This is a genomic window from Bacillus sp. S3 (genome assembly GCF_005154805.1).
Taxonomy (GTDB): Bacteria; Bacillota; Bacilli; order Bacillales; family Cytobacillaceae; genus Neobacillus.
The window spans coordinates 5,326,797-5,350,056 of the sequence record NZ_CP039727.1; the positions used below are offsets into that span (position 1 = coordinate 5,326,797).

Consider the following 23,260-nt stretch of genomic DNA (forward strand, 5'->3'; position numbering starts at 1 on the left):
ATTAGGAAACCTCCTCGCCGAGGTACGCCTCGATGACTTTCGGGTTATTTCTGATTTGCTCAGGTGTCCCTTCGGCAATCAACTGGCCGTGGTCAAGGACATAGATTCGTTCACATACACCCATGACGAGGAGCATGTCATGTTCAATTAAAAGAATCGTCAGGTCAAACTTTTCACGAATCAAGGAAATTAAATTCATCAATTCTTCCGTTTCCTGCGGATTCATCCCTGCAGCCGGTTCATCGAGCAGCAATAATTTAGGATTGGCTGCCAGCGCCCGGGCAATTTCGAGGCGGCGCTGCTGACCGTACGGCAGATTCTTTGCCTGTTCATGCATCACCCCATCAAGCTTGAAGATTTTCAAAAATTCAATCGCCTTTTCCTCCATTTCCTTCTCACCGGAAAAATGGGAGGGAAGGCGGAAAATCGAGCTAAGGATCGAATGCTTTGCGAGCGAATGGTAGGCGACCTTTACATTATCGAGCACCGATAAATCACTGAACAAGCGAATGTTTTGAAACGTTCGGCTAATTCCTTTTTGATTAATTTTATAGGGAGCCTGGCCGTTTAATTTTTCACCATCTAAGGAAATACTGCCCTCGGTCGGGACATAAACGCCGGTTAACAGGTTAAAGAAGGTCGTTTTTCCTGCGCCATTAGGCCCAATTAAACCGACCAGCTCACCCTGGTTTAATTCTACATTCACATCGGAAACTGCCTTCAAACCGCCAAAACGGATTCCGGCATTTTCTACCTTAAGCAACGGTGTTTTTGCCGTCATGCTGCACTCCTCCCTTTACCAGATTTGCCGATTTTCAAGAAAGAGGTGATTTCTTTCGTTCCCATCAATCCCTGCGGGCGGAAAAGCATCATCACAACCAGCACAAGGCTGTAAATAACCATCCGCACCTCCGGATAATTGGAGAGGAAGGTTGAAATAATCGTTAACAGAATCGCCGCAATAACAGAGCCGGACATACTTCCCAAACCGCCAATAACCACCAGGATTAAAATATCAAATGATTTTAAGAATCCAAAGTTTGTCGGCTGAATGATATAAAAGTTATGGGCATGCAAGGCACCGGCAACACCGGCAAAGAAAGCACCAATCACAAAGGCCATTACTTTATAAAACGTCGTATTGATCCCCATTGCATCTGCAGCAATCTCATTTTCACGAATCGAAATACAGGCTCGTCCGTGCGTCGAGTTGGTGAAGTTGACAATCACGACAATCGTGATCACCACACAGGCAATCAGCCATGGCCAGGTTGTCAGGTGGGAAACGGTCATACCGCTCGCACCGCCTACATAATCAATATTTAAAAAGACAATCCTGACAATTTCTCCAAAGCCGAGCGTGGCAATGGCAAGATAGTCACCCCGGAGCCTAAGTGTCGGAATCCCGATCATCAATCCGGTAATCGCTGCGGTTATACCGGCAGCAACGATCGCAACCGGGAAAGGCAGCCCCAATTTCATTGTCACAATCGCTGAGGCATACGCACCAACTGCAAGGAAGCCGGCATGTCCAATCGAAAACTGCCCGGTAATCCCAATGATTAAATGAAGTGAAGCGGCAAGGATAATATTGATGCCGATAGAAAACATGGCATTGACATAAAAGGAGTTTAATGTTCCACCGTTAATAAGGAATTGGGTGACTACGGAAAAGATAATGACTACCGCCATTGTGCCCCAAAACCCTTTTGCTTTTTTTACACTATTCATCGCGTCATGCACCCCCCTAAACCTTTTCCCTGACATTTTTACCAAAAAGGCCAGCAGGGCGGAAAATTAGAATCAGAATCAGAACAATAAAGGCCACGGCATCGCGCCATAGGGAGCCGCCAGTCGCACTGACAAGGGCTTCAATCACACCCAATAATAATCCGCCGGCCATTGCCCCCGGGATAATCCCAATTCCGCCAAGGACAGCGGCAACGAAGGCCTTTAGTCCCGGTATAATTCCCATCAAGGGCTCAATTTTTGTATAGTACATCCCGAAAACCACACCGGCTGCACCTGCAAGCGCTGAACCAATGGCAAAAGTAGCAGAGATCGTGTTATTCACGTTAATCCCCATCAATTTAGCGGCATCCATATCGTGGGATACGGCACGCATCGCTTTGCCAATCTTGGTTTTATGAACGATAAACTGCAGGACAATCATTAAGAAAATCGATACGGCTAAAATTAAAATGGACTGACCGCTAATTTTCACACCGAAAATCTCCAAACTTTTTAAAGGAACAATCCCGCTTGGATAAGCTTCCGGCTGGGCGCCGCGGATATAGATTGTGCCGTACTCAATAAAAAGTGATACACCAATCGCCGTAATAAGTGCGGCAATTCTTGTGGCATTTCGTAATGGCTTGTAGGCAATCCGCTCAATTAACACGCCAAAGATGGCACAGGCAGCCATGGAAATTAGTAATGCCGGGAAAAATCCTAAATCTAGTATAGTAATAGAATAAAAGCCAATAAATGCACCGACCATGAAGACATCCCCATGGGCAAAATTAATTAATTTAACAATTCCGTAAACCATCGTGTACCCAAGGGCGATCAACGCATAAATACTCCCAAGGGAAATCCCGTTAACCAGCTGCTGGATAAATTGTTCCATGTTAGACACTCCTTAGAAAGGGACTTCGACTATCTTTAAAAAAACAGAATAGGGAGACATCTCATCTCCCTATTCACTTAGTATTTTATTCAGGGCTTACCTTCGTTTTAAATGATTGCTCGCCATCTTTGTACTCTAGAATAACAGCGGATTTGATTGGGTTGTGGTTCTTGTCAAGCTTCATTTTCCCTGTTACAAGCTCAAGTCCGTCTGTTTCAGCCAAGGCCTTTTGGATTTTCTTTGAATCACTGCTGCCGGCACGCTTAATGGCGTCAGCAATAAAATAAGCAGAGTCATAACCTAATGCGTTGAACGCATCCGGAGACTTGTCTTTGTATTTTGCTTTAAATGCTTTTACGAAATCTTGCACCTTTTGGTCATCGTCACCTGAAGAATAGTGGTTTGTAATGAACGTATTGTTTAAGGCATCCTTGCCGGCAAGTTCAATTAGTTTAGGAGAATCCCAGCCGTCAGCACCCATCATTGGAACCGTAATGCCTAATTCACGAGCCTGCTTTACAATTAGACCAACCTCTTCATAATAGCCAGGAACGAAGATGAAATCAGGGCTTTTCCCTTTAATGTTTGTTAATTGGGCATGGAAGTCCGTATCCTTCGCTACATAAGCCTCTTCCTTAACAATTTTTCCGCCCTTCTTCTCAAACAATTCTTTGAAGGAAGCAGCTAGACCCTTAGAGTAGTCACTTGCACTGTCAATGAAGATCGCTGCTGTCTTTGCCTGTAGGTCTTTCGTCGCAAAGTTTGCTGCCACTGTCCCTTGGAATGGGTCGATGAAGCAAGTACGGAAGACGAAGTCACTTAATTTGCCGTCTTTCACTGTCACGTCTTCAGCCGTTCCTGTCGGTGTCAAAAGTGGAATGCCGTTACTTTGAGCAATTTCAATCTGTGCTTTTGTATTACCGCTTGTAGCTGCACCGATAATGGCGACAACCTTATCTTGGCTGATCAGCTTCGTTGCACCGTTAATCGCTTCCGGAGCCTCAGACTTATTATCAAATGGAACAAGCTGTAACTTCTTGCCGTCAATGCCTTCTTTGTTAATTTCCTCTAGCGCTAGATCAATCCCCTCTTTAATCGATTGACCGTAGGATGCTACACCACCGGAAAGCTCAAGGTTAGCACCAATCTTAATCGTACCGCCTTTGTCCGAGTCCCCCCCATTACTAGAAGAAGATGATGATGATGTTGAACCACATCCTGCCATCACACCTGCCGCTAACATAAACGACATGAAAATACCAGCTACTTTTTTCTTTCTCATGGCAATACCCCCTGTTTTTCTAAAAATTTTCCCAAAAAGAATTATGCTACTGTTTTAAAAAAAGATAATATTCTGAAAACATTGTACATAATATTTTCAAGTTCGTCTAGTCTAATTACGAGTTATTTTAAAATAATTTAGAAAATAACAAAAAATGCTATTTTCCTAGTCTTTTACGCTTTATACCAGTAAAGAGAATAAGAATTTACTTTTACAGTAAAAATGATTCTCCCTTTCATTTATTTTGTCTAAATAAAATTCTCCCGCCCGCAACAAAAAAAGGAGACCCCCGATTCAGAGGTCTCCCACTTCCACTATTTACACTAATTCCTTATTTTTCGTTTCCTTTCCCAAAAAGAAGACAGCGAATGCACCAATTAGGACAGAAATACAAAAGATGAGAAAAATGGCCGAAATGTCTACCTTTTGGGCAACAAGATTCCCAACTAATAATGGCCCTAAAATCCCGCCAACCCTGCCAATTGCGGCAGCCGTACCCGTTCCTGTTCCGCGGATGATTGTCGGATATTGTTCCGGTGAATAGGCGTAAAGACCACCCCAGGCGCCTAGATTAAAGAATGATAACAGAATGCCTGCAGTCATCAACATGGCAGTAGATTCTGCCACTCCAAAGAAGTAGGCACTAACGGCCGTACCAATTAGGTAGACGACTAAAACAAACTTACGGCCCAATTTTTCAATAAACCATGCTGCAGTAAAATAGCCCGGCAACTGAGCAAGTGTCATTATCAACACATATTCAAAACTTTTGATTAAGCTGAATCCTTTCATAATCATGACACTTGGCAGCCATAAGAACATACCGTAATAAGAAAAGACCACACAAAACCACACAATCCACAGCATCGCCGTTGGGCGCCTGTATTCTTTAGACCACAATTTCTTCATGCTTTCAATGGCGGAAATTTTATTCTTATCCTTGACCGCCGTAAAACGCGGTGAGTCTGGCAGTCCCATCCGTAAGTACAAGGCATAGAGCGCCGGAAGCGCGCTGATTACTAAGGCAATCTGCCAGCCAAATCTCGGGATAATAAAGTATGAAATAACAGCCGCCGTTAACCAGCCGACAGCCCAAAAGCTTTCAAGCAGGACAACAATCCTGCCGCGCTTTTCAGCAGAAACACTTTCTGATACGAGTGTGGAGGCAACAGGCAGTTCGCCGCCTAAGCCCGCTCCAATGAAAAATCGCAACACCAAAAAGGCTGCTAATGATGTCGTTAATGCCGATGCACCACTGCCCAATGAAAATAAAAGTAATGTAATAATAAAGACATGTTTCCTGCCAATTCTGTCTGCCATGAGGCCAAAAACCAGTGCCCCGACTGCCATGCCAATCGAATTGATACTGCCGATCCAGCCCATCTGTCCCGGCGTTAAATCCCATTCTACCTTTAAGGCAGCAATGATGAAGCTTAGCATTCCGACATCCATCGCATCAAACATCCAGCCCATTCCGGCAATACCAAGCAGCTTCCGCTCTGATAGCTCCTTTTTATTTCCCATCCTGACTCCCCCTATGCTGTAACAGTTATTAACATTATTCCCCAATATTTATTCTTTTAAGTAAAGGGATGAAAACTATTAAACATAAAGTATTCTATCAGGTGTCTTTACACTTGTCACTACGCTTTTGAAAAATAATAAAAAAAGAGAGAATACACGAGGCATTCTCTCATTCTATCATTATTGGATCCAAGCTCCATCTGCACCAATACGGTATGTGCCGATTTTTGTATTAGCTGCCATTTGACCGCTGTTGTATAGGTAGTACCACTTGCCGCCAACGAATACCCAGCCAGTCTTCATTGCACCGCTGTTATCAAGATAGTACCACTTGCCGCCAACAGATGCCCAGCCAGTTGCCATTTCACCATTTCCTTTTAAGAAGTACCATTTACCGCCAACCTTCGCCCAGCCAGTCTTCATCGCACCACTGTTATCAAGGAAATACCATTTGCCGCCAACAAATGCCCAGCCTGTTTTCATTGCACCATTGTTATCAAGGAAGTACCATTTACCGCCAAGATATTGCCAGCCTGTTTGCATTGCACCTGATGCATTAAGGAAGTACCATTTGCCGCCGACATACTGCCAGCCAGTTTTCATGATAGTATCCGCACCAATTAAGTACCATTTACCATCGATTAATCCCCAGCCAGTTAAATATTGTCCGGCGTCATCAATGAATTTCCAATTGTTTCCTACTTTCACCCAATCTTGCGTCGTAACTTTTAAAGTCGCAGTAGACTCATTGCCATCTTTATCAGCTAAAAACCCAGTGAATGAGTAGCCTGTTTTATACTCTGTGTCTGAATAATCTTCAGACGCTAAAGGTACAAAGAACGTCTTGACTAAATCAAGCGTAAACGGATAGTCCTCGCCCTCTGTCTCAAATAACCCGTTCATCCAATTGTTAAATTTAGTAACGTCAATTACTGCTTCACCATTGACAAATTGAAGATCCAATTCATCTGTGTAATCCTCATCATCTTGAGGAAGAACTGCAATCGTTTTTGCTGTAGGAGATTTCACAACGACCTTTTTGATGGTTTGCTGGCCAAACGCCACGTCGCCAACTAAATTTGCAGTAAAGCTGTTGTCGCCAACCTTCATTGCGTCGATTGTTTTGCCGTTTTCTAAAACGACAGAGATTCCCGTTAACTGAACAGCTGCTGTTGCCGCGTGTGAAACGCCTGCTGGAAGCACTGTCATCAGTAAAAGGAATAAAAAGCCGGATAGTGCAATAATTCTTTTCACGATAATCCTCCTAGAAAGTATGTAATGAACCTCTGACTAGATAAACTAGATTGCTAGCTTACAATTAAGAAGTAGTAATCTCATTTTACATAAAACTACCATTTTCCACAATATTTTCATGCATTTTTCTACAAACTATTTTCATAGGAACTATTTCCTACTCATCAAGTGCCCGTTCGACATTTTTAAACTGATTAAAAAACATGTGATAATATCGGCCTTGTTTGTCCATCAGCACATCATGGCTGCCTTTTTCGATTATTTTCCCGTGATCTATCACCATGATGGCATCGGCATCGCGGATCGTGTTTAAACGGTGGGCGATGATGAAGCTCGTACGCTCGGCCATCAATGTTAGCAGCGCTTCTTGAATATGAAGCTCTGTTCTAGTATCAATGCTGCTTGTAGCCTCGTCTAAGATCAGCAGGGCGGGTCTAGCCAAAATGACCCTGGCAATCGCCAGCAGCTGCCGCTGTCCCTGACTTAAATTGCCGCCATTTTCAGAGAGGATCGTTTCATATTGGTTTGGAAGCCGTTTAATGAACCCATCAGCATTCGCCATCTTCGCTGCCTGTTCCACTTCTCTATCACTGGCCTCCGGATTGCCATATTTGATGTTCTCTTTGATTGTCCCTGTAAATAAATACGTATCCTGAAGGACAAAGCCAAAGCACTTCCTTAAACTATCCCTTGTGTATTCACGAATGTCCCGGTCATCAAGCAGAATTCTGCCTTCTGTCACATCGTAGAATCGTGTCAGCAGGTTAACAATGGTCGTTTTTCCCGCACCTGTTGGTCCGACAAGGGCGGTACTGCTGCCAATATCAGCCTCGAAGCTGACATTTTTTAAAATTAAGACATCCGGACGGTAGCCGAAGCTGACATTTTCAAAAACGACATGACCTTTCGGGTTTTCCAAAGCAATCGCTTCTGGCCGATCTTTGGGTTCTTCCTGTTCATCAATGATTTCGAAGACACGCTCCGCACCGGCAACGCCTGACTGGAGAATATTAAAAATGTTGGCAAGATCATTCAGCGGCCTGACAAACTGCCTTGAGTAAGTAATAAAGCTGGCAATCGCACCAACGGTAATCAAGCTCTTAACGGCAAGGATGCCGCCAATGACCGCCACAATCGCGAACCCCAGATTATTAATCACGTTCATGATCGGCATTAGAAAGCCTGACCAAATTTGCGCCTTAAGGCCGACCTCACGAAGCTTACTGTTCACTGTATTGAACTCATCGATGACCATATCTTCATGATTAAAAGCCTTCACAACCTCAATCCCCGAAATCGTTTCCTCGATATGACCATTTAGTTTGCCAAGCTCGACCTGTTGATTTTTAAAGAGGACGCTTGTTCTTTTGGCAATCGTCCGCGTCAATAGAAAAACGAGCGGTACGGTAATCAGGCTCGCCAGCGTCAACACAGGACTTATGATCAACATCATGATTAATGACCCTGCTATGACCATCACCCCGGACATTAATTGCGTTGTCGACTGGGAAATTGTGTTACTGACATTATCGATATCATTGGACAGCCGGCTCATCAGCTCCCCATGTGTGCGTGAGTCGAAAAAGGAAACCGGCATCTTTTGCAGCTTGGTAAACAGGGCATCCCGCAGACGTTTGACAACCCGTCCAGCGACACCAGCCATCAGCCATCCTTGTAAAAAGGTAAGGACAGCATCTGCGGCATAGGCACAGATGAGAACGATGATGAAGATTTCCAGTAGGTGAAATTGAACCCCATTAGGATTAAGACTCATCGCATCCACGGCTTTCCCAATTAAAAACGGGGCGAGGAGCATGAGGCCCGCATCGATCACAATAAAGAAAAAGATTAACGCCAGCATTTTTCGCTCGTTGCCAAAATAGTGCCAAAGACGCTTCAAGGTGCCTTTAAAGTTTTTCGGTTTGACAACCGGACCTCGCAGCCGATGGGCTCCGCCAGGCCTTAGCGGCGGTGGAGTGGGGGGATTGTTCGACGTTTCTTTCGACATTTACAAAACCTCCTTGCCCATCTGGGATCGGTAAATTTCTTGATAGACCTTACAATGTACGAGTAATTCCTGATGGGTTCCCACTCCAGCGAGTTCCCCCTCATCAAGGACGACAATCTTATTGGCATCCATGATGGAGGTAATCCGCTGGGCAATCAAGAGGCACGTCAGCCCCTTGGCATATTTCTTCAATCCCGCTTTAATTTTTGCTTCGGTGGCCACATCAACCGCGCTTGTGCTATCATCTAAAATCAAAATTTCCGGTTGTTTCACTAATGCTCTCGCAATCGAAATCCGCTGCTTCTGGCCGCCGGAAAAATTAACTCCGCCCTGGCCAATGGCCGTTTGATAGCCTTCCGGTGAGGCCGCTATAAAGTCATGGGCACCGGCAATGGCCGCCGCAGTGTGTACTTCCTCCTCGGTGGCTTCTTCTTTTCCCCAGCGGATATTGTCAGCGACACTGCCGGTAAATAAAATATTCTTTTGCGGCACCATGGCGATTCTTTCCCGCAGTTTTTTCGGATGAACTTCTTTAATATCTTGACCATCTACTTTAATCGTGCCGCTCACGGCATCATAGAAGCGGGGAATCAGTCCGACTAACGTGCTTTTCCCTGAACCGGTTGAACCGATAATGCCGACGGTTTCCCCGGGGAGAATGGTAAGATTAATATTTTTTAAGATGGGCTCGCCGCTCATACCTTCATAAGAAAAAGAGACTTGTTCAAACTCAATTCTTCCCTTTCCAGCGTGAGGCGGCGGTGAGGTCTCCTGGTTCCAGCTAAGCAAATCCTCTTGTGAAAATACTTCGTCAATTCTTCCAGCAGAGGCTTTTGCCCTGACAAACATATTAAAAACCATCGAGATCATCATCAGGGAAAAAAGGATTTGCGTCATATAGTTGATAAAGGCAATGATATGGCCCACCTGAATCGTACCGTTATCAACCCCTAAGCCGCCCATCCACAAGACAACGACAATGCCAAGATTCACCGTAAGCATAATTAACGGGCTAAAGGTGGCCATCAGGCGCCCCGCGGCGATCGATTGATCCTTAAAGTGATGATTTGCCTCACTAAACTTGCCAATTTCCACATCAAAGCGATTGAATGCTTTGACGACACGGACACCTGACAGGTATTCACGCATAACACCGTTTACCCGGTCTAATGCCTTCTGTACCTTGGAGAAGAGGGGAAATCCCAAGCGTAAATTAAGGACGATAAACAGGGCGACGATCGGTACAACAACCGCTAATACGATCGATAAGTGCAGGTTTAACCGCACCGCCATAACAAGACCGCCAATCGCGAGCAGCGGCGCTTTCACAAATATCCGCATCAGCCCGTTCACAAACACCTGCACCTGGGTGACATCGTTTGTCAGGCGGGTAATTAACGATGCGCGGTCAAACCGGTCAAGTTGTTTAAATGAAAGGGTTTGTACCTTTTTAAATAAATCTGCCCTAAGCTCTGTGCCGAAATTTTGTGAGACAATACTGGCCATTACACTTCTGGTACTGGCGCTCAGTGCCCCGAAGGCCGTAATGGCTAGCATCAGGCCGCCTAGTTTTAAGACCGTATGAATATCGCGGCGCGCTACACCTTCATCAATAATTTTCGCCATAATCGTGGGCTGCATCAAATCACTAATCGCCTCAAAGGTAAGAAACAGGACGGCAATGCTAAAGGATTTCCAGTATTTCTTTATGTATTTTGCTAAGAACTTCATATCTAGCCCACCACCTCAAACTGTCAGCCAATTCTTTTATAAATATTATAAAATTGTTTAACTCAATGAACAATTATTTCGGTTGTTGAAATAAAAAAATGGCCCATCGCAAAATGGACCATTAGCTATACTTCTTATTAGTCTTGGACAGGGCGGAATTCGTGAACCCAGACACGCATTTGCGGCAGCCAAGGCATTCCCGGGTGGATGCTTAAAATTGATTGCTTATAGTCTTCCACCGTTTCAAAGCCCTCGCGGCGGGCATCCTCATCTGTCAGCTCACCTAAGCTTTGTGAATACACCTTTTCCACTTCGAACTGGCGGCCTTCAAGTGTCATGATTTCGCCTGGATCAGCATATCTGCCATTTCGGCGCGTAGCTGTTTTTTCTCCGGCAAGGACTTTCTTTACATCCTCTTCCATTGTTACTAATCGCTCAACCGAGCAAGTTTTTGGCGGTAATGTATTGTTTTCATTTTGAATTGTCATTTTGGTTTCTCCCCCACTTCGGTTTATTTTTCCATATTAACACTTTTATAATGGTAAAATCCAATTTAAACGTAACGCTTACACAACCTGTCCGCCTTTTTCATGGTACTTCAAAATCCCTTCGGCTGCACGGTAGGCCAGCGCACCAACTGTATCTGTCGGATTATAGCCGGAGTTGTGCGGGAATGCCGATGCTCCGATGACAAACAAGTTATCGTGATCCCACATTTGCAAATAATTATTAACTGCAGATGTATCAGGATCAGCACCCATGATAACGCCGCCGGTATTATGTGTCGATTGATAGCTTGTAATTTCATATGGTCCGAGCTCTTTTAGTGAATCGATGTGGTCTGCACCCATTTCCTTTAAGATGCCGGCACATTTATCTGCAAGAAACTTAGCCAGCTGGCGGTCTTGTTCTTCAAAGTCAAAGGTAATGCGCATTAACGGGTCGCCATATGCATCCTTGTATGTTGGATCAAGGTCCAGGAAATGCCGTTTAAATGGCATGGAAGACCCTTGGGAAGCGACAGATAAATAGCGGTTGGCATATTTGATGGACTTCTCCTTGAAGTCCTTCCCCCAAGTTGGTGTTCCTCCAGGAACCGCGTTATTTTGAATTGGCCGCAGTCCTGTTTGGGTAAGTGAAATCATTCCGCCATGAATAAAATTAAGGTTGGTATGGTCAAAATTATCCCCATTGTAGTCATCAATCACCATTCCAAGTGCCCCGGCACCAGCAAATGTATTAAATTCTTTATCATTGAAAAATCCTGTTGCGGCTCCTTTGATGACCTGATAGGCATAATTTTTCCCAATAACACCTGTTCCCGTATCAGGGTCGTACGGTCTCCCTACACCTGATGTTAACAGCAGGCGGGTATTATTGAATACATAGCTTGTTAATACAACAATATCTGCAGGCTGCTCAATCTCTTCACCAGTCGTGACATCGGTATACATCACACCGGTTACTTGGTTTCCAGTCTTTAAAACCCTTCGTACATTCGAATGAGTTCTAATTTCAAAATTACCTGTTTTATTGGCAACAGGAATAACCGTAACGACAGGGTCAGCCTTCGCTCCAAACTCGCAGCCAAAGCGCTCGCAGTAACCGCAATATTGGCAGGCAGCCCGTTTGATTCCGTCCGGATTCGTATACGATTCTGACAAATTGGCAGACGGCAGCATATACGGATGGAGCTTTAGTTTTTTCGTCGCCTTTTCAAACATCTCCAGCGGAGGTGACTTTTTCATCGGCGGTGTTGGGTACTTACTCGAGCGTTTTCCACCAAGCGGATTCTCTTCCCCTGATATCCCAGCCGTTTTTTCAAATTTATCAAAATAGGGCTCCAACTGATCATAGGTGATCCCCCAATCCTGCAGGGCCATGTCGGCTGGAATCTTATCTTTTCCATATTTCTCAACTGTTTTGCTATAGATTTCAAAATCGTACGGCAAAAAGCGGAATGTCTGCCCATTCCAGTGGACTCCGGAGCCGCCTAATCCATCACCAAGCAGGAATGAGCCATATGACCGCATCGGCAGGGCACGGATTTTTTCATTTCCTCTAAACGTTATCGTATCCTTCGAAAGGTCCTGCATCATCTCGTAACGCAGGGCATAGCGCAGTTCATCATGGACCATAAAGTAATCTTCTGTCTTTCTTTCTTTTCCTCTCTCCAAGCCCACTACTTTTAGACCCTGTTTCGTCAGCTCTGAGGCAATAATTCCGCCAGCCCAGCCAACACCTACAATGACCACATCAACTTTAGGCAACTTTCTCGCCATACTTTCACCTTCTTATTAAAAAATAATTTAGCTTCCGCTTTTCTATGTCTAGCTCCAGCGCCTAGGGGCTCTGAGGTCTACAGCCAATCCGTCAAGAAGGTTAAAAAGCAACCTTCTCGCCGGCTCGTCTTATGCCTGTCGCCCCTGTGCATCAAGGAAAGCTCCTTGAATAATCCTCGCAGGAACAAGCTGGCTTGTTCCGAAGGCGCTTCCGCTTTTCTAATGATTCATATGATTTTGCAGACTTTGCGGCTTAACCTTCTTAAATTTCTTATCAATAATATCCGCATAGGCCATTTGGCTGCCCGGATAGTTTTTCATCTTCCAGCCATCCATATTTTTATTTCCGCCGTAGAGCGGGTCACTGTATGCACCTTCTATCGTGACACTCCGCAGCATTTGGAAAAACCCGCTTGGGGAAATCGTCGTGATGTTTACCTTATCCCCTTCAAAGTCTGTCAGGACAGCATCCTTTTCCTTCCCTTTTAGTTCAGTGAAATCCTTCTTATAGACGGCCTTACTATGGTTCTGAAGTTCACGGATGCCGATATCAAAAATATCCCGCCGAGTGAGCCTGCCTTGGAAGCCCTGTGTTTTTTCTCCTTGAAAAAAGGGCGGCTGCATATAATCACGGGCATTCGTCCCCCAGTTTCCAGCTAATTGATGGTCAATAAAAAAGGCGACACCCAATTCTTTTGCCCCTGGGCCATGATCGTCCTTTGGAAAAATCCGTTCCGATGCTGCCTCGACTACCCGAAATTGTTCAGGTGTAAAATACATAAGGGCTTGATTAAAATTAGCAGCCTTTTCTTCTTTTTTCTTCTTTGCACTCCCTAAGGGGATAATGCTTCCCAGTACCCCGCCGATTGCGAGACCTCCTACTGTATAGCTGGTGTTACGAATAAATTTCCTTCGTGATAACTTCTCTTTTTCTGGATTTTCTTTGTTCTCTTCAACCACTGTGTGCACCTCCAGATGTTTTTAACCATAATGGAAAAATTACTTCGCCTTATTATGTTCCCAAAATAAACCACTCATACTTCTAAAATAAAAGGAGACACTGACAGTAGAAAAGGAGGAAAAAATATGAAAATAAAATGGAAAATCTGTGGTGCACCAATATTAACGGCATTACTTATTCTTTCTGCATGCTCAGCTCAGCAAGGGGAAAATAGGGTGGGGGCGGCAGAAAACTTACATGAAAAGTCGCTCAATACGAAGGGAAATGGCCAAGTACATGGTACAAAAACAAGCTCACCAGACGTCATTCCAAGTGTTGATCGTGCGAAGAAACAAACAACAAATGCAAAGAATCAAACCACAAATGGCGTGGGAACGAATGTCTACAGCATGATTGGCAGCTCAAGCCTCCATGATGGAGGAATTTCCTCCCATCTGGAATCACGACTTTCTGGAGAAGGGATTCCGGGGATCAAAGTATTTGTTCTGGATGACACCATTATCTTAGCAAGAGCACAGCCGGAAACGACCTCCACCCGTTACGATGAGATGCAAAACAAAGTGTTATCCAATACAGCCGGACTCTCAGGCAAAGGGGAGCAAAAAGGGGTAGACCCATCCAAATTGAATACGGATGATAATTTGGACCACGCTAAAGAATTGATGAACAAAGCTTTTAACGGCCAGGTTCAAATTTTAACGATCACAAACCCAAAGGCATTGCCGCTTATTGACGGCATTAAATCCAATATCAAATCAGATGCGCCAAACTATTCCTCGTTATCAAGCGATATTCTTACACTTATCAAAATGTCCAGAGAAAAATAAAAGACCGAGCAGCTGCCCGGTCTTTTTTACACGTTTAAATCTCTTTTTTGATAAGAAGCGTACGTTACATAGGTCAGAGCTGCAATCAATACAACTGAAATACCCACAAAAACACCATCGAGACCGCCTCCGTACATGACATTTTTTGCTTCAAAATATTTAAACGGGGTTACATACTTCAATCCTTCTATATGTCCATTTAAATCAATCGCAACAGAAAGCACGTACGTGAACAAAAGGATGGCCGTTGCTTGTGAAGCCGCTTTTTTTGGTTTCTTTTTTACGGCAGCAAGGGCACTGCCGATAACCATAAACAATACCTGTAAAATGAACATTCCCGCCATCGTAATGGCGACATCGCTAGTTACCTCCTCGCCACCTGAGTATTTCCCCATTAAAATGACGGACGAGGCAAAGGTTACCAGATTAAAAATGACAATGTTTACAAACGCAGCCGCTAGTTTGGCGCTAATAATTTGATTCCGTGACACAGGCTTAACGAATAAAAACTCCGATGTTTTGTCTCGCTCTTCTTTCGCAATGACGGTGGCCCCAAGCATCGTTGCATGAATGGTGGCCATGAGCAGTAAATAAAGAAACAATAATCCAAAATAGCCGCTCGCCGTCGATACATCCAGATCATTAAAACCCAGTACTGCCGCTAATGACTTGGGCATATCTGCGAGCAGCTCCTTCATCGATTGACCCGAAGACCTATATGCTTCATATTTCCCCATTCCCGATGCCACCATAAGAAAGACGCCAATACACCAAAAGATGAGCGATTTACGGTGTGACTTCCATTCTTTTAAAAAAACGTTCATGTCTAAACCCCCTTAGCTTAAACCGCATGAATATCCTTCTTGGTATAGACGAAATAACTGGCGAGAATGGCACCACAGACAATTACCGCTCCTGCTAGCAAAAACGGTGTTTCAAAGCCTGAGTGTTTCATAATATAGGCGGTATCAAAATATTTAAATGGTGATAGATATCTCTTCGCTTCCTCACCAGATGTGCTACTCAGCATGCCCAAAAAGTAAAAACCAAAGACGGTTGCAAGCGACACGGTTAACACCGATTTAATCCGGGGAACAATGACTGAAATGATGATTCCTATTGCCAGAAACATCACCTGCACCAACAGCAGCGTCAGCGATAATAAGAAGAAGATTTCCATGCTAAAGTCCTCTGTCTTGACCACGGAAGCGGTTATTCCTGCCGCCGCAAAATAAACAATAAACGTGATGACAATGGAGACGAGGGCTGCCAACAGCTTTGCCGTTAAGATTTGCGTGCGCGTAACTGGCTTCGTTAACAGAAAATCCGCTGTTTTTTCCAGCACCTCTTTACTGACGATTCCTGTACCCAGATTCATCGCTTGAATGGCCCCGCAAAGAGTAATGATCGAAAGCGGATAGCAGTAGAAGCCAAGAATCGAAAAGAATTGATCAAGATTGATTCCGAATGCTTGCCTAATTGCCTCCGGATAGCTAGTTAGTATTTTAGTAAACTCCGCTGCATCCTTTGAAAAAGAAACATAGAACGACATAAAAAGAATGATCAGCATGATTAAGGAAATGGACCAAACAATCGTCGATTTCCGATATGCCTTCATTTCATGAATAAAGATATTCATCATTTCCCAGGCTCCTTTTCATAATAATGCAAAAAGATCTCCTCAAGGTCCGGCTCTTCAATCCACAGATTGGCGATTTCAATCTCCGCAATTCGTTTCATCATATCATTTATATCTCCTTTAAAAATAAAGCTCGTCGTATTGCCGTTCACGGTTAGATTGTTGACGCCGCTGTGATCGAAGTAGCCCGGGGCAAGCGGTGATTTCGTTTCGATTTTAAACTTTTTATAGTTGTTTTCTTGCAACGTACTAATCTTTTCAACAGTCACAATCTTGCCTTCTTTAATGATGGCCACGCGGTTGCACAGTCTTTGCACCTCACTGAGAATATGCGACGAAAAGAGAATGGTCGCCCCTTTCTGATTCTCCTGCTCTAGTAATTCAAAGAATTTTTGCTGCATCAGCGGATCAAGCCCGCTCGTCGGTTCATCGAGGATGATGAGTTTCGGCTCATGAAGCAGCCCCTGAACAATCCCGACCTTCTTTTTATTTCCCAGTGAAAGGTCATCGATTTTTTTATTGAGGTCGAGGTCCATAATTTCTGCTAATTCTTTGATTCTTTTACTGCAATCCTTTTTATAAAAACTAGCTGTGTATTTTAATAGGTCCTTTACCTTCATATTGTCATAATAAAAAACTTCCGATGGCAGGTAGCCAATTTCCTTCTTTATTTCCGGGGCAAATTGAATGCAATCCTTGCCAAAAATCGCGGCACTGCCGCTGGTAGGATAGATCAGCGATAACAGTGTTCGGATGGTTGTTGATTTACCGGCACCGTTTGGCCCAATAAAGCCAAAAATCTCTCCCTCCTCGACATGGAAGCTGATATCGGTGATTCCTCTTGCCTTGCCGTACGTTTTTGTTAGGTTTTTAATTTCGATCACATTCATCGCGGCGAACCCCCTTATTTATAAAAAGCTTTAGTTAAAATTTCAAAGTAGTCTTCTGCTTCTTCAAATACGTTTTGATAATCAATATGATGTGCCGGCGATAGCTTTGCCTTCAAAAACTCCTCTTCACTCATTTTTTCAAAGGTCCACGTAATAATTTTTATGGCCTTTTTAACATCCATATCATCACGGAATTTTGAAAAATCAATGCCCTCATAGACTTTTCCAATATTGATATCATTTAGTTCCTTTATCTTTTTGTCTACTTCTATTTTCACTGCGGCTGAATCTTCTAGATAAGCCCCTTCAATAAATCTAAAGAGATCCGGATGGGTCGTCAGCAGTTCCATTTTGATGATAACCGCCTGCCGTATTCTTGCGAAGAAATCTTTTTCAGTTAGGTTGATTTTTCGATAAAACTCTTCGGCAATCAGTTCATAACAATAGTCAAACAGAAAAAGGAACATCTGCTTCTTATTTCCAAAATAATGAAACAGCAATCCCTTTGAAATCCCCGCTTCTTTCACCATTTCATTTGTCGATGCCTGATCATATCCCTTCTGGGCAAATTCCTTGATTGCGGCATTGATGATTCGATCTTGTTTTTCCTTATCTAAGTTGAGAAACTTTGCGAACACCGAGACAGGCCTCCCTCTTGATTTTGACCACCACGGTCAATGTTTATGGCGTTATTATATTCCCGTTGACCCCATCGGTCAATAGTGGTCAATCTATATTTTTTACAATAATTTGAACAGTGTAGTCGTGCGGCTTGGAGTGTGCTACGATGCAGGAAGAAGGTTATATTTTATGGAGGTGGAAGAACATTAATACGTTGAAAAACAGAGATTACTCATTGAAGTTAGCCGGATTACAAGCGGCAGGGCCGCGGTTATCAAGCGGACACCCGATTCAGTCTGTACTTGCAGCCAAGCAAGCGCAAATAGAGGCTGGAATTGGCGGTGAAGAAAGGGTCGCAGAAGTCCTCAGAAATAAAACATTACTGTTTGACAACCACATTCTCCACGATGTGTCCCCCTCATCGGACGAAAAGTTCCAAATGGACACTAATGTGTTGACGCCCTGGTATGTTGTTATATTAGAGGTTAAAAATATTGGCGGCGTCCTAGAGTTTAAAGAAAATCCTCATCAGTTAATCCGCACGCGGGAGGACGGACATAAAGATGGCTTTGAAAGCCCCATCGTCCAGTTAGAACGAAATGACGAATGCTTGGAAGTTTGGTTACAGAGCCGTAACATTCGGATTCCCATTTACGGAGCAGTTGTCCTTGCTTATCCGAAGCAAATTGTCGCCGTTCCTCCTCTTAAGACAACACTGTTATACCCTTACTTGATTCCCTCTTTTATTAAAGGTATCCCCCGTACAGAGAAAAAGTTGGATGATGAAACTTTCAACTGGCTTTCTGCTGAACTTCTCAACAGCCACCAGTCTTTTATTCCGAAACCGATTTGTGAGACATATAAGATACCATTTAGGGATTTTCAACCTGGGGTGCAGTGCAAGACATGCGGACGTTTCGGGATGATCAAGCTCCCACGAACCTGGGAATGCCAATATTGCAAGGCGACCGATCACCTCGCACATCAGCAAGCTTTGCTGGAATGGTTTTTGATCTTTAAGCAAACGATTACAAATCGAGAGTGCCGGTGGTTTTTACAGGTGGATGATATTCATACCGCTAAACGAATTATGCAAAGTCTGAATTTGATAGAGGAAGGTGAATACCGCTACAGGGAATATAAAATGGATTTAGCTAAAGTCATTCTCAATCAAAATAAGGGTTTTATCTTAAATAGGTAATTGCTTCTTAGTTTTCGATGATTGGCGTGCGTTATCCGCTGATTGTTTTGCTTTTCGCTGATTGAAACGCGTTATCCGCCAATTGAAGATTGTTATCCGCTAATTAAATTCCCTTATCCGCTGATTGGCGTACGTTATCCGCTAATTGTATTGCTTTTCGCTGATTGAAACGCGTTATCCGCCAATTGAAGATTGTTATCCGCTAATTAAATTCCCTTATCCGCTGATTGGCGTACGTTATCCGCTAATTGTATTGCCTTTCGCTGATTGAAACGCGTTATCCGCCAATTGAAGATCGTTATCCGCTGATTGAATTCCCTTATCCGCTAATTGGCGTTCGTTATCCGCTGATTAACATCAATCACTTTTGAAAAACGTGTAACCGCTCTCTCATAGTGATATGATATTTATGTAAGTAAAACAAAAAGGGGAGTGCAGTGAATTGAAAAATGAGCTCATTGAAAGATTTACTTCCTATGTGAGAGTGGATACGCAGTCGGATGAAAGCAGCGAGACTTGTCCATCGACTGAAGGACAGTGGACGCTGCTGCGCATGCTGGAAACAGAATTAAAGCAAATTGGCATGGAGGAAGTCACACTGGATGACAATGGGTATTTGATGGCGACACTGCCGTCCAACACCAACAAATCCGTACCCACCATCGGCTTCCTTTCCCACGTTGACACCGCCACCGATTTCACCGGCAAAAACGTCAACCCGCAACTTGTCGAAAACTATGATGGCGGTGAAGTTGTCCTTAACGAAGCACTGAAGGTTATTCTGTCGCCAAAAGACTTTCCAAGTCTGCCCGACTACAAAGGACATACGCTAATCACAACTGACGGCACGACGCTGCTTGGCGCCGACAACAAGGCCGGTGTCACTGAAATCATGACCGCGATGGCCTACCTGATCCAACATCCGGAAATTCAGCACGGTAAGGTCCGCGTTGCGTTCACGCCGGATGAGGAAATTGGCCGCGGGCCACATAAGTTCGACGTTGCGGCCTTCAACGCCAGCTATGCCTACACCGTTGACGGAGGTCCGCTAGGGGAACTGGAATACGAAAGCTTTAACGCAGCAGGAGCCAAAATTACCATTAAAGGCAACAATATTCACCCAGGCTCTGCAAAAGACAAAATGGTCAATTCTATGACGATTGCAATGGGATTACATAGCAAACTGCCAGCACAAGAGGTACCGGAGCACACCGAAGGATATGAAGGCTTCTATCATTTGCTTTCCTTCAATGGTGATGTCGAACAAACAAATCTAAACTATATCATCAGGGACCATGACAGGGAGAAATTCAATGCCCGCAAGGCCAACCTCGAGGCCATCGTGAACGGCCTCAAAGAAAAATATGGCGATGACAACATCCTGCTTGATCTAAATGACCAATATTACAACATGAAGGAAAAAATCGAGCCGGTGAAGGAAATTGTTGACATTGCCCACGAAGCAATGGTAAGCCTGGACATCGAGCCAATTACCAAGCCCATCCGCGGCGGCACCGACGGCTCTCAGCTTTCATACATGGGACTGCCCACACCGAATATTTTTACCGGCGGCGAGAACTTCCACGGTAAATTTGAATTTATTTCCGTTGATAATATGATTAAAGCAACGAATACAATTATTGAAATTATCAAGTTAACCGAACAAAAGGCATAAAAAATGCTAACCCCAGTTCCAAACGACAGGGGTTAGCTTTTTCCAAATAGTGACGCCACACACTGCTTAAGACTCGCGGCCGTCTCCTCAAACTGTACTCGCAGCTGATCAACAGACCATTTTCCGCCATTTCCCTGTAAATCCTTTTGAATCAGCAGGAGCATCCACATCGAAAACACTGCTGCGAATAAATAATACTCTTTTACGAACACATCCCTATCAACCTCATATTCTACCTGATCAAGATACACGGACAAAATCCGCTCGCGAAATGGGGCAGTTATTTTTTTCGGAAAAAGGGGGTGTAACATATCAATCAAATGGTACAAATCCCAGTAGGGTGTATTTAAATGGGCATGCTCCCAGTCCAAAATCATTAGCTTATCCTTCGCGACTGCAAAATTCCCAGCATGTAAGTCACCGTGAGATAACACCAGCTTCTCCGTCAAAACCGCTTGATCAAGCAGGGCATAGAGCTCATCGATCCCATCTTGTTCAAGCCCAAGCATTGGCAATAATTGCAGGATTTCCTTCTTCCTAACACAAATATCGGCCGCAACGTCTGGAAAGGGCGGTTTCAGGCCAGCGCTCGGAACATTGCCCCATTTTTCAATCGGCAGGGAATGCCACCAGGCCATCCATTTCACCACACCTATTACACTATCCACATGAAAATCATGCACCAATGGGCCAAGATCCTCAAGAATCATCCAATTAAGTTCAGGAACATCATTTAGCGAATAGGAGATTATTTTTGGAAAAATAGCTGGGAAGGAGGATAAGATGTGTTCATGGACCCACACCTCTTTACCTAATTGGCGATTATTTGTTAACGGTTTAAAAATAAAACTTGCAGTGGGGGACAAATAGAATCGTTCAATCAGCCTGCCGTTCATCCCCTTATAGAGGATTTCCCTTTTTACAAGACACGCTTCATTTAATATGCCGTCGGCAAGGACAATATTTGTTGGCAGCTTCGTAAAACCTCACCACCTATTCCTATCTTACTAATTTCATATAGTTTCCCCTATGAATATAATGCTAATTAACCATTCTCGCAAGTTAGTCACGCTCTTCCGATTTATGCCACTGGGACTCCACGGTCGAATCAGGCTGGGGAAATAGTTCCGAGAGCCTTTTCATCTGGCCATCTGCCGTTTTAAAAACAATATGGTCGCGGGTAAATTTACGGGGAGAATCCAGCCCGCAAGCAGCCGCCAGAGCAAAAAGCCCTTGCCGGACATTAATGATGTAATTCATAACCCGCCATTTCTTTTCCTCAGGCACGAGCGCCTCTTGATGTTTTGGATCAGTGGTCGTCACTCCCGCCGGGCATTTGCCTGTATGGCACTGCAATGCCATGATGCAGCCGCCCGCAATCATAAAGCCTCGTGCGGAGTTGACCGCATCGGCGCCGAGGGCGAGGGCAATCGCAATTTTATCTGCTGAAATTAATTTCCCCGAGGCAAAGATCCGGATCTTGCTGCGAACCCCGTACTCATGAGCCTTATCCACAGCGGCAATTAACGCAGGATATAGAGGAAGCCCCATCGTATCTGCCATGGCCTTATAGGTTGCGCCCGAGCCGCCCTCAGAGCCATCAACCGTAATAAAGTCGGGATAGATTTGGAGCCTTCTGATTGCCGTGAAAAGGTCATCCAATTGGCTTTGACCGCCGACAACGATTTTGATGCCAACCGGTTTACCGCCCACATCCTGCAGCCGCTTGATAAACATTAACGTGTCATCGGCATTTCGCAAAAAGGAAAATCGATTAGGCGAAATAATTGTTTGACCCTCTTTTACCTTGCGAATACTCGCGACCTTTGCCGTGACCTTCGCACCTTCAAGATGTCCGCCTTGAATTTTTGCCCCTTGCCCGAACTTAAGCTCGAACGCCTTGATGGCAGGCTGCCCCGCTTTTTGCCTAAATTCCTCAAGTGAAAAATTCCCTTCATGGTCACGAAAGCCAAAAAGACCGGGTCCGATTTGCGCCACTACATCTGCCCCGCTATGTAAATGCTCCGGTGCAATGCCGCCTTCTCCTGTATTTAGCCAGGAGCCGCCAGCCATTTGACAGCCACTTCCGGTGGCGAGAATAAAGTTTTCACCTACCGAGCCATAGGAGGTGGCCGATGCCCCAAAAGGTCCCTTGAGCCTCCACGGTTCCTTTCTTTCCGGCCCGACGACAATGCTGTCTTCCTCGGGAAATAACCACCGGGAAATCTGGTCCTCTACAAGCTGTTCCCTTCGGGTAAACAGGCCTTCGTGGTCAATTTTATACTTTGCTGCATGGACCTTCTCTTGATTTTCGACCTTCAATTCCTCTGCCAAAAGAGGAAACAAGCTATTTGCAATATAATAGCCCGGCTGCTCAAAGTCCCGCTTAGAACCAAAGCTAATCAAATCAGTGCGGTATTTTGCTGAAAAAACAATCCCTAAATAATCGGAACGTGAAAATGGCCTTGCCCCATTATCATCGTCAAACCAGTATTGTCTGAGTTTTGGACCCATCATTTCTAGAACATAGCGAATCCAGCCAAAATAGGGATAGGCTCGAATAATGGAATGCTGCGGCTTTTTGGCTAAATTCCGCAGCCAGAGAAAAAAGCAAAGCGGGCCACCAATAAAGACAATCAATAGAATGATCAGAATCGTCGATAACATCGCGAATCCTCCCTATTACGAGGGCAGGCCCCCATCATTTGACCAAACAGGTGTGCAATCAATTGGTTC

At 44.4% G+C, this 23,260-nt stretch carries 20 protein-coding genes; 3 read left to right on the plus strand and 17 right to left on the minus strand.

The window, feature by feature from the left end:
- Nucleotide 1: 1 nt before the first annotated feature.
- The 11 genes from FAY30_RS25415 to FAY30_RS25465 all read right to left on the minus strand — a co-directional run bounded on the left by FAY30_RS25415 (nucleotide 2) and on the right by FAY30_RS25465 (nucleotide 13,670).
- Nucleotides 2–781, minus strand: coding sequence for an ABC transporter ATP-binding protein (locus tag FAY30_RS25415; protein WP_149872453.1), 780 nt, complete (start codon nucleotides 779–781; stop codon nucleotides 2–4).
- Nucleotides 778–1,731 (minus strand): branched-chain amino acid ABC transporter permease, encoded by a 954-nt coding sequence (locus tag FAY30_RS25420; protein WP_149872454.1) that lies wholly within the window; start codon nucleotides 1,729–1,731, stop codon nucleotides 778–780. The genes FAY30_RS25415 and FAY30_RS25420 overlap by 4 nt, the downstream gene beginning before the upstream one ends.
- Before the next feature lie 16 nt (nucleotides 1,732–1,747).
- Nucleotides 1,748–2,629, minus strand: coding sequence for a branched-chain amino acid ABC transporter permease (locus tag FAY30_RS25425; RefSeq protein WP_149872455.1), 882 nt, complete (start codon nucleotides 2,627–2,629; stop codon nucleotides 1,748–1,750).
- A gap of 85 nt (nucleotides 2,630–2,714) precedes the next feature.
- Entirely contained in the window at nucleotides 2,715–3,911 is a 1,197-nt protein-coding gene (locus FAY30_RS25430; RefSeq protein WP_149872456.1) for an ABC transporter substrate-binding protein, read from the minus strand.
- Nucleotides 3,912–4,229: 318 nt separating this feature from the next.
- The gene (locus FAY30_RS25435; RefSeq protein ID WP_149872457.1) at nucleotides 4,230–5,435 is read right to left on the minus strand and encodes an MFS transporter; all 1,206 of its coding nucleotides are present in this window, start codon (nucleotides 5,433–5,435) and stop codon (nucleotides 4,230–4,232) included.
- Between the two features lie 180 nt (nucleotides 5,436–5,615).
- Complete coding sequence (locus tag FAY30_RS25440) at nucleotides 5,616–6,689, minus strand: cell wall-binding repeat-containing protein (protein ID WP_223820851.1); 1,074 nt, start codon at nucleotides 6,687–6,689, stop codon at nucleotides 5,616–5,618.
- A 157-nt stretch (nucleotides 6,690–6,846) separates the two neighbouring features.
- On the minus strand, nucleotides 6,847–8,697 hold the full coding sequence (locus FAY30_RS25445) for an ABC transporter ATP-binding protein (RefSeq protein WP_149872458.1): 1,851 nt from the start codon (nucleotides 8,695–8,697) through the stop codon (nucleotides 6,847–6,849).
- Nucleotides 8,698–10,428 carry an ABC transporter ATP-binding protein gene (locus tag FAY30_RS25450; RefSeq protein ID WP_149872459.1) on the minus strand — a complete coding sequence of 577 codons (1,731 nt, stop codon included), beginning with the start codon at nucleotides 10,426–10,428 and terminating at the stop codon, nucleotides 8,698–8,700.
- Between the two features lie 137 nt (nucleotides 10,429–10,565).
- Entirely contained in the window at nucleotides 10,566–10,916 is a 351-nt protein-coding gene (locus FAY30_RS25455; RefSeq protein WP_149872460.1) for an ASCH domain-containing protein, read from the minus strand.
- 78 nt (nucleotides 10,917–10,994) lie between these two features.
- On the minus strand, nucleotides 10,995–12,710 hold the full coding sequence (locus FAY30_RS25460) for a GMC family oxidoreductase (protein ID WP_149872461.1): 1,716 nt from the start codon (nucleotides 12,708–12,710) through the stop codon (nucleotides 10,995–10,997).
- 219 nt (nucleotides 12,711–12,929) lie between these two features.
- Nucleotides 12,930–13,670, minus strand: a complete 741-nt coding sequence (locus FAY30_RS25465; RefSeq protein ID WP_149872462.1) for a gluconate 2-dehydrogenase subunit 3 family protein — start codon at nucleotides 13,668–13,670, stop codon at nucleotides 12,930–12,932.
- A gap of 126 nt (nucleotides 13,671–13,796) precedes the next feature.
- Here FAY30_RS25465 and FAY30_RS25470 point away from each other — a divergent pair, with 126 nt between their 5' ends.
- Complete coding sequence (locus FAY30_RS25470; RefSeq protein WP_149872463.1) at nucleotides 13,797–14,498, plus strand: hypothetical protein; 702 nt, start codon at nucleotides 13,797–13,799, stop codon at nucleotides 14,496–14,498.
- Between the two features lie 26 nt (nucleotides 14,499–14,524).
- Here the strand turns inward: FAY30_RS25470 and FAY30_RS25475 are convergent, their stop codons facing one another.
- The 4 genes from FAY30_RS25475 to FAY30_RS25490 are packed head-to-tail and all read right to left on the minus strand — an operon-like array spanning nucleotide 14,525 to nucleotide 17,665.
- On the minus strand, nucleotides 14,525–15,322 hold the full coding sequence (locus FAY30_RS25475) for an ABC transporter permease subunit (RefSeq protein WP_149872464.1): 798 nt from the start codon (nucleotides 15,320–15,322) through the stop codon (nucleotides 14,525–14,527).
- Nucleotides 15,323–15,339: 17 nt separating this feature from the next.
- A complete protein-coding gene (locus FAY30_RS25480) occupies nucleotides 15,340–16,140 on the minus strand; it encodes an ABC transporter permease subunit (RefSeq protein WP_317845674.1) in 801 nt (266 codons plus the stop codon).
- Nucleotides 16,137–17,027: an ABC transporter ATP-binding protein gene (locus FAY30_RS25485; protein WP_149872465.1), complete on the minus strand. Its 891-nt coding sequence runs from the start codon at nucleotides 17,025–17,027 to the stop codon at nucleotides 16,137–16,139. Before FAY30_RS25485 ends, FAY30_RS25480 begins: the two co-directional genes overlap by 4 nt.
- 14 nt (nucleotides 17,028–17,041) lie before the next feature.
- Complete coding sequence (locus tag FAY30_RS25490; RefSeq protein WP_149872466.1) at nucleotides 17,042–17,665, minus strand: TetR/AcrR family transcriptional regulator; 624 nt, start codon at nucleotides 17,663–17,665, stop codon at nucleotides 17,042–17,044.
- Between the two features lie 149 nt (nucleotides 17,666–17,814).
- Here FAY30_RS25490 and FAY30_RS25495 point away from each other — a divergent pair, with 149 nt between their 5' ends.
- Nucleotides 17,815–18,849, plus strand: a complete 1,035-nt coding sequence (locus tag FAY30_RS25495; RefSeq protein ID WP_223820852.1) for a nuclease-related domain-containing protein — start codon at nucleotides 17,815–17,817, stop codon at nucleotides 18,847–18,849.
- Between the two features lie 442 nt (nucleotides 18,850–19,291).
- Nucleotides 19,292–20,524, plus strand: coding sequence for a peptidase T (gene pepT, locus FAY30_RS25500; protein WP_149872467.1), 1,233 nt, complete (start codon nucleotides 19,292–19,294; stop codon nucleotides 20,522–20,524).
- 32 nt (nucleotides 20,525–20,556) lie between these two features.
- Here pepT and FAY30_RS25505 read toward each other — a convergent pair whose 3' ends face one another.
- Nucleotides 20,557–21,420: a phosphotransferase gene (locus tag FAY30_RS25505; protein ID WP_149872468.1), complete on the minus strand. Its 864-nt coding sequence runs from the start codon at nucleotides 21,418–21,420 to the stop codon at nucleotides 20,557–20,559.
- 166 nt (nucleotides 21,421–21,586) lie between these two features.
- A complete protein-coding gene (locus tag FAY30_RS25510) occupies nucleotides 21,587–23,191 on the minus strand; it encodes an FMN-binding glutamate synthase family protein (protein ID WP_149872469.1) in 1,605 nt (534 codons plus the stop codon).
- Between the last annotated feature and the right edge of the window lie 69 nt (nucleotides 23,192–23,260).

Coding starts and splice junctions, on each gene's coding strand:
- FAY30_RS25415 (WP_149872453.1), bottom strand. CDS start 781: ATGACGGCAAAAACACCGTTGCTTAAGGTAGAAAATGCCGGAATCCGT.
- FAY30_RS25420 (WP_149872454.1), bottom strand. CDS start 1,731: ATGAATAGTGTAAAAAAAGCAAAAGGGTTTTGGGGCACAATGGCGGTA.
- FAY30_RS25425 (WP_149872455.1), bottom strand. CDS start 2,629: ATGGAACAATTTATCCAGCAGCTGGTTAACGGGATTTCCCTTGGGAGT.
- FAY30_RS25430 (WP_149872456.1), bottom strand. CDS start 3,911: ATGAGAAAGAAAAAAGTAGCTGGTATTTTCATGTCGTTTATGTTAGCG.
- FAY30_RS25435 (WP_149872457.1), bottom strand. CDS start 5,435: ATGGGAAATAAAAAGGAGCTATCAGAGCGGAAGCTGCTTGGTATTGCC.
- FAY30_RS25445 (WP_149872458.1), bottom strand. CDS start 8,697: ATGTCGAAAGAAACGTCGAACAATCCCCCCACTCCACCGCCGCTAAGG.
- FAY30_RS25450 (WP_149872459.1), bottom strand. CDS start 10,428: ATGAAGTTCTTAGCAAAATACATAAAGAAATACTGGAAATCCTTTAGC.
- FAY30_RS25455 (WP_149872460.1), bottom strand. CDS start 10,916: ATGACAATTCAAAATGAAAACAATACATTACCGCCAAAAACTTGCTCG.
- FAY30_RS25460 (WP_149872461.1), bottom strand. CDS start 12,710: ATGGCGAGAAAGTTGCCTAAAGTTGATGTGGTCATTGTAGGTGTTGGC.
- FAY30_RS25470 (WP_149872463.1), top strand. CDS start 13,797: ATGAAAATAAAATGGAAAATCTGTGGTGCACCAATATTAACGGCATTA.
- FAY30_RS25475 (WP_149872464.1), bottom strand. CDS start 15,322: ATGAACGTTTTTTTAAAAGAATGGAAGTCACACCGTAAATCGCTCATC.
- FAY30_RS25480 (WP_317845674.1), bottom strand. CDS start 16,140: ATGATGAATATCTTTATTCATGAAATGAAGGCATATCGGAAATCGACG.
- FAY30_RS25485 (WP_149872465.1), bottom strand. CDS start 17,027: ATGAATGTGATCGAAATTAAAAACCTAACAAAAACGTACGGCAAGGCA.
- FAY30_RS25495 (WP_223820852.1), top strand. CDS start 17,815: ATGCAGGAAGAAGGTTATATTTTATGGAGGTGGAAGAACATTAATACG.
- FAY30_RS25505 (WP_149872468.1), bottom strand. CDS start 21,420: ATGAACGGCAGGCTGATTGAACGATTCTATTTGTCCCCCACTGCAAGT.
- FAY30_RS25510 (WP_149872469.1), bottom strand. CDS start 23,191: ATGTTATCGACGATTCTGATCATTCTATTGATTGTCTTTATTGGTGGC.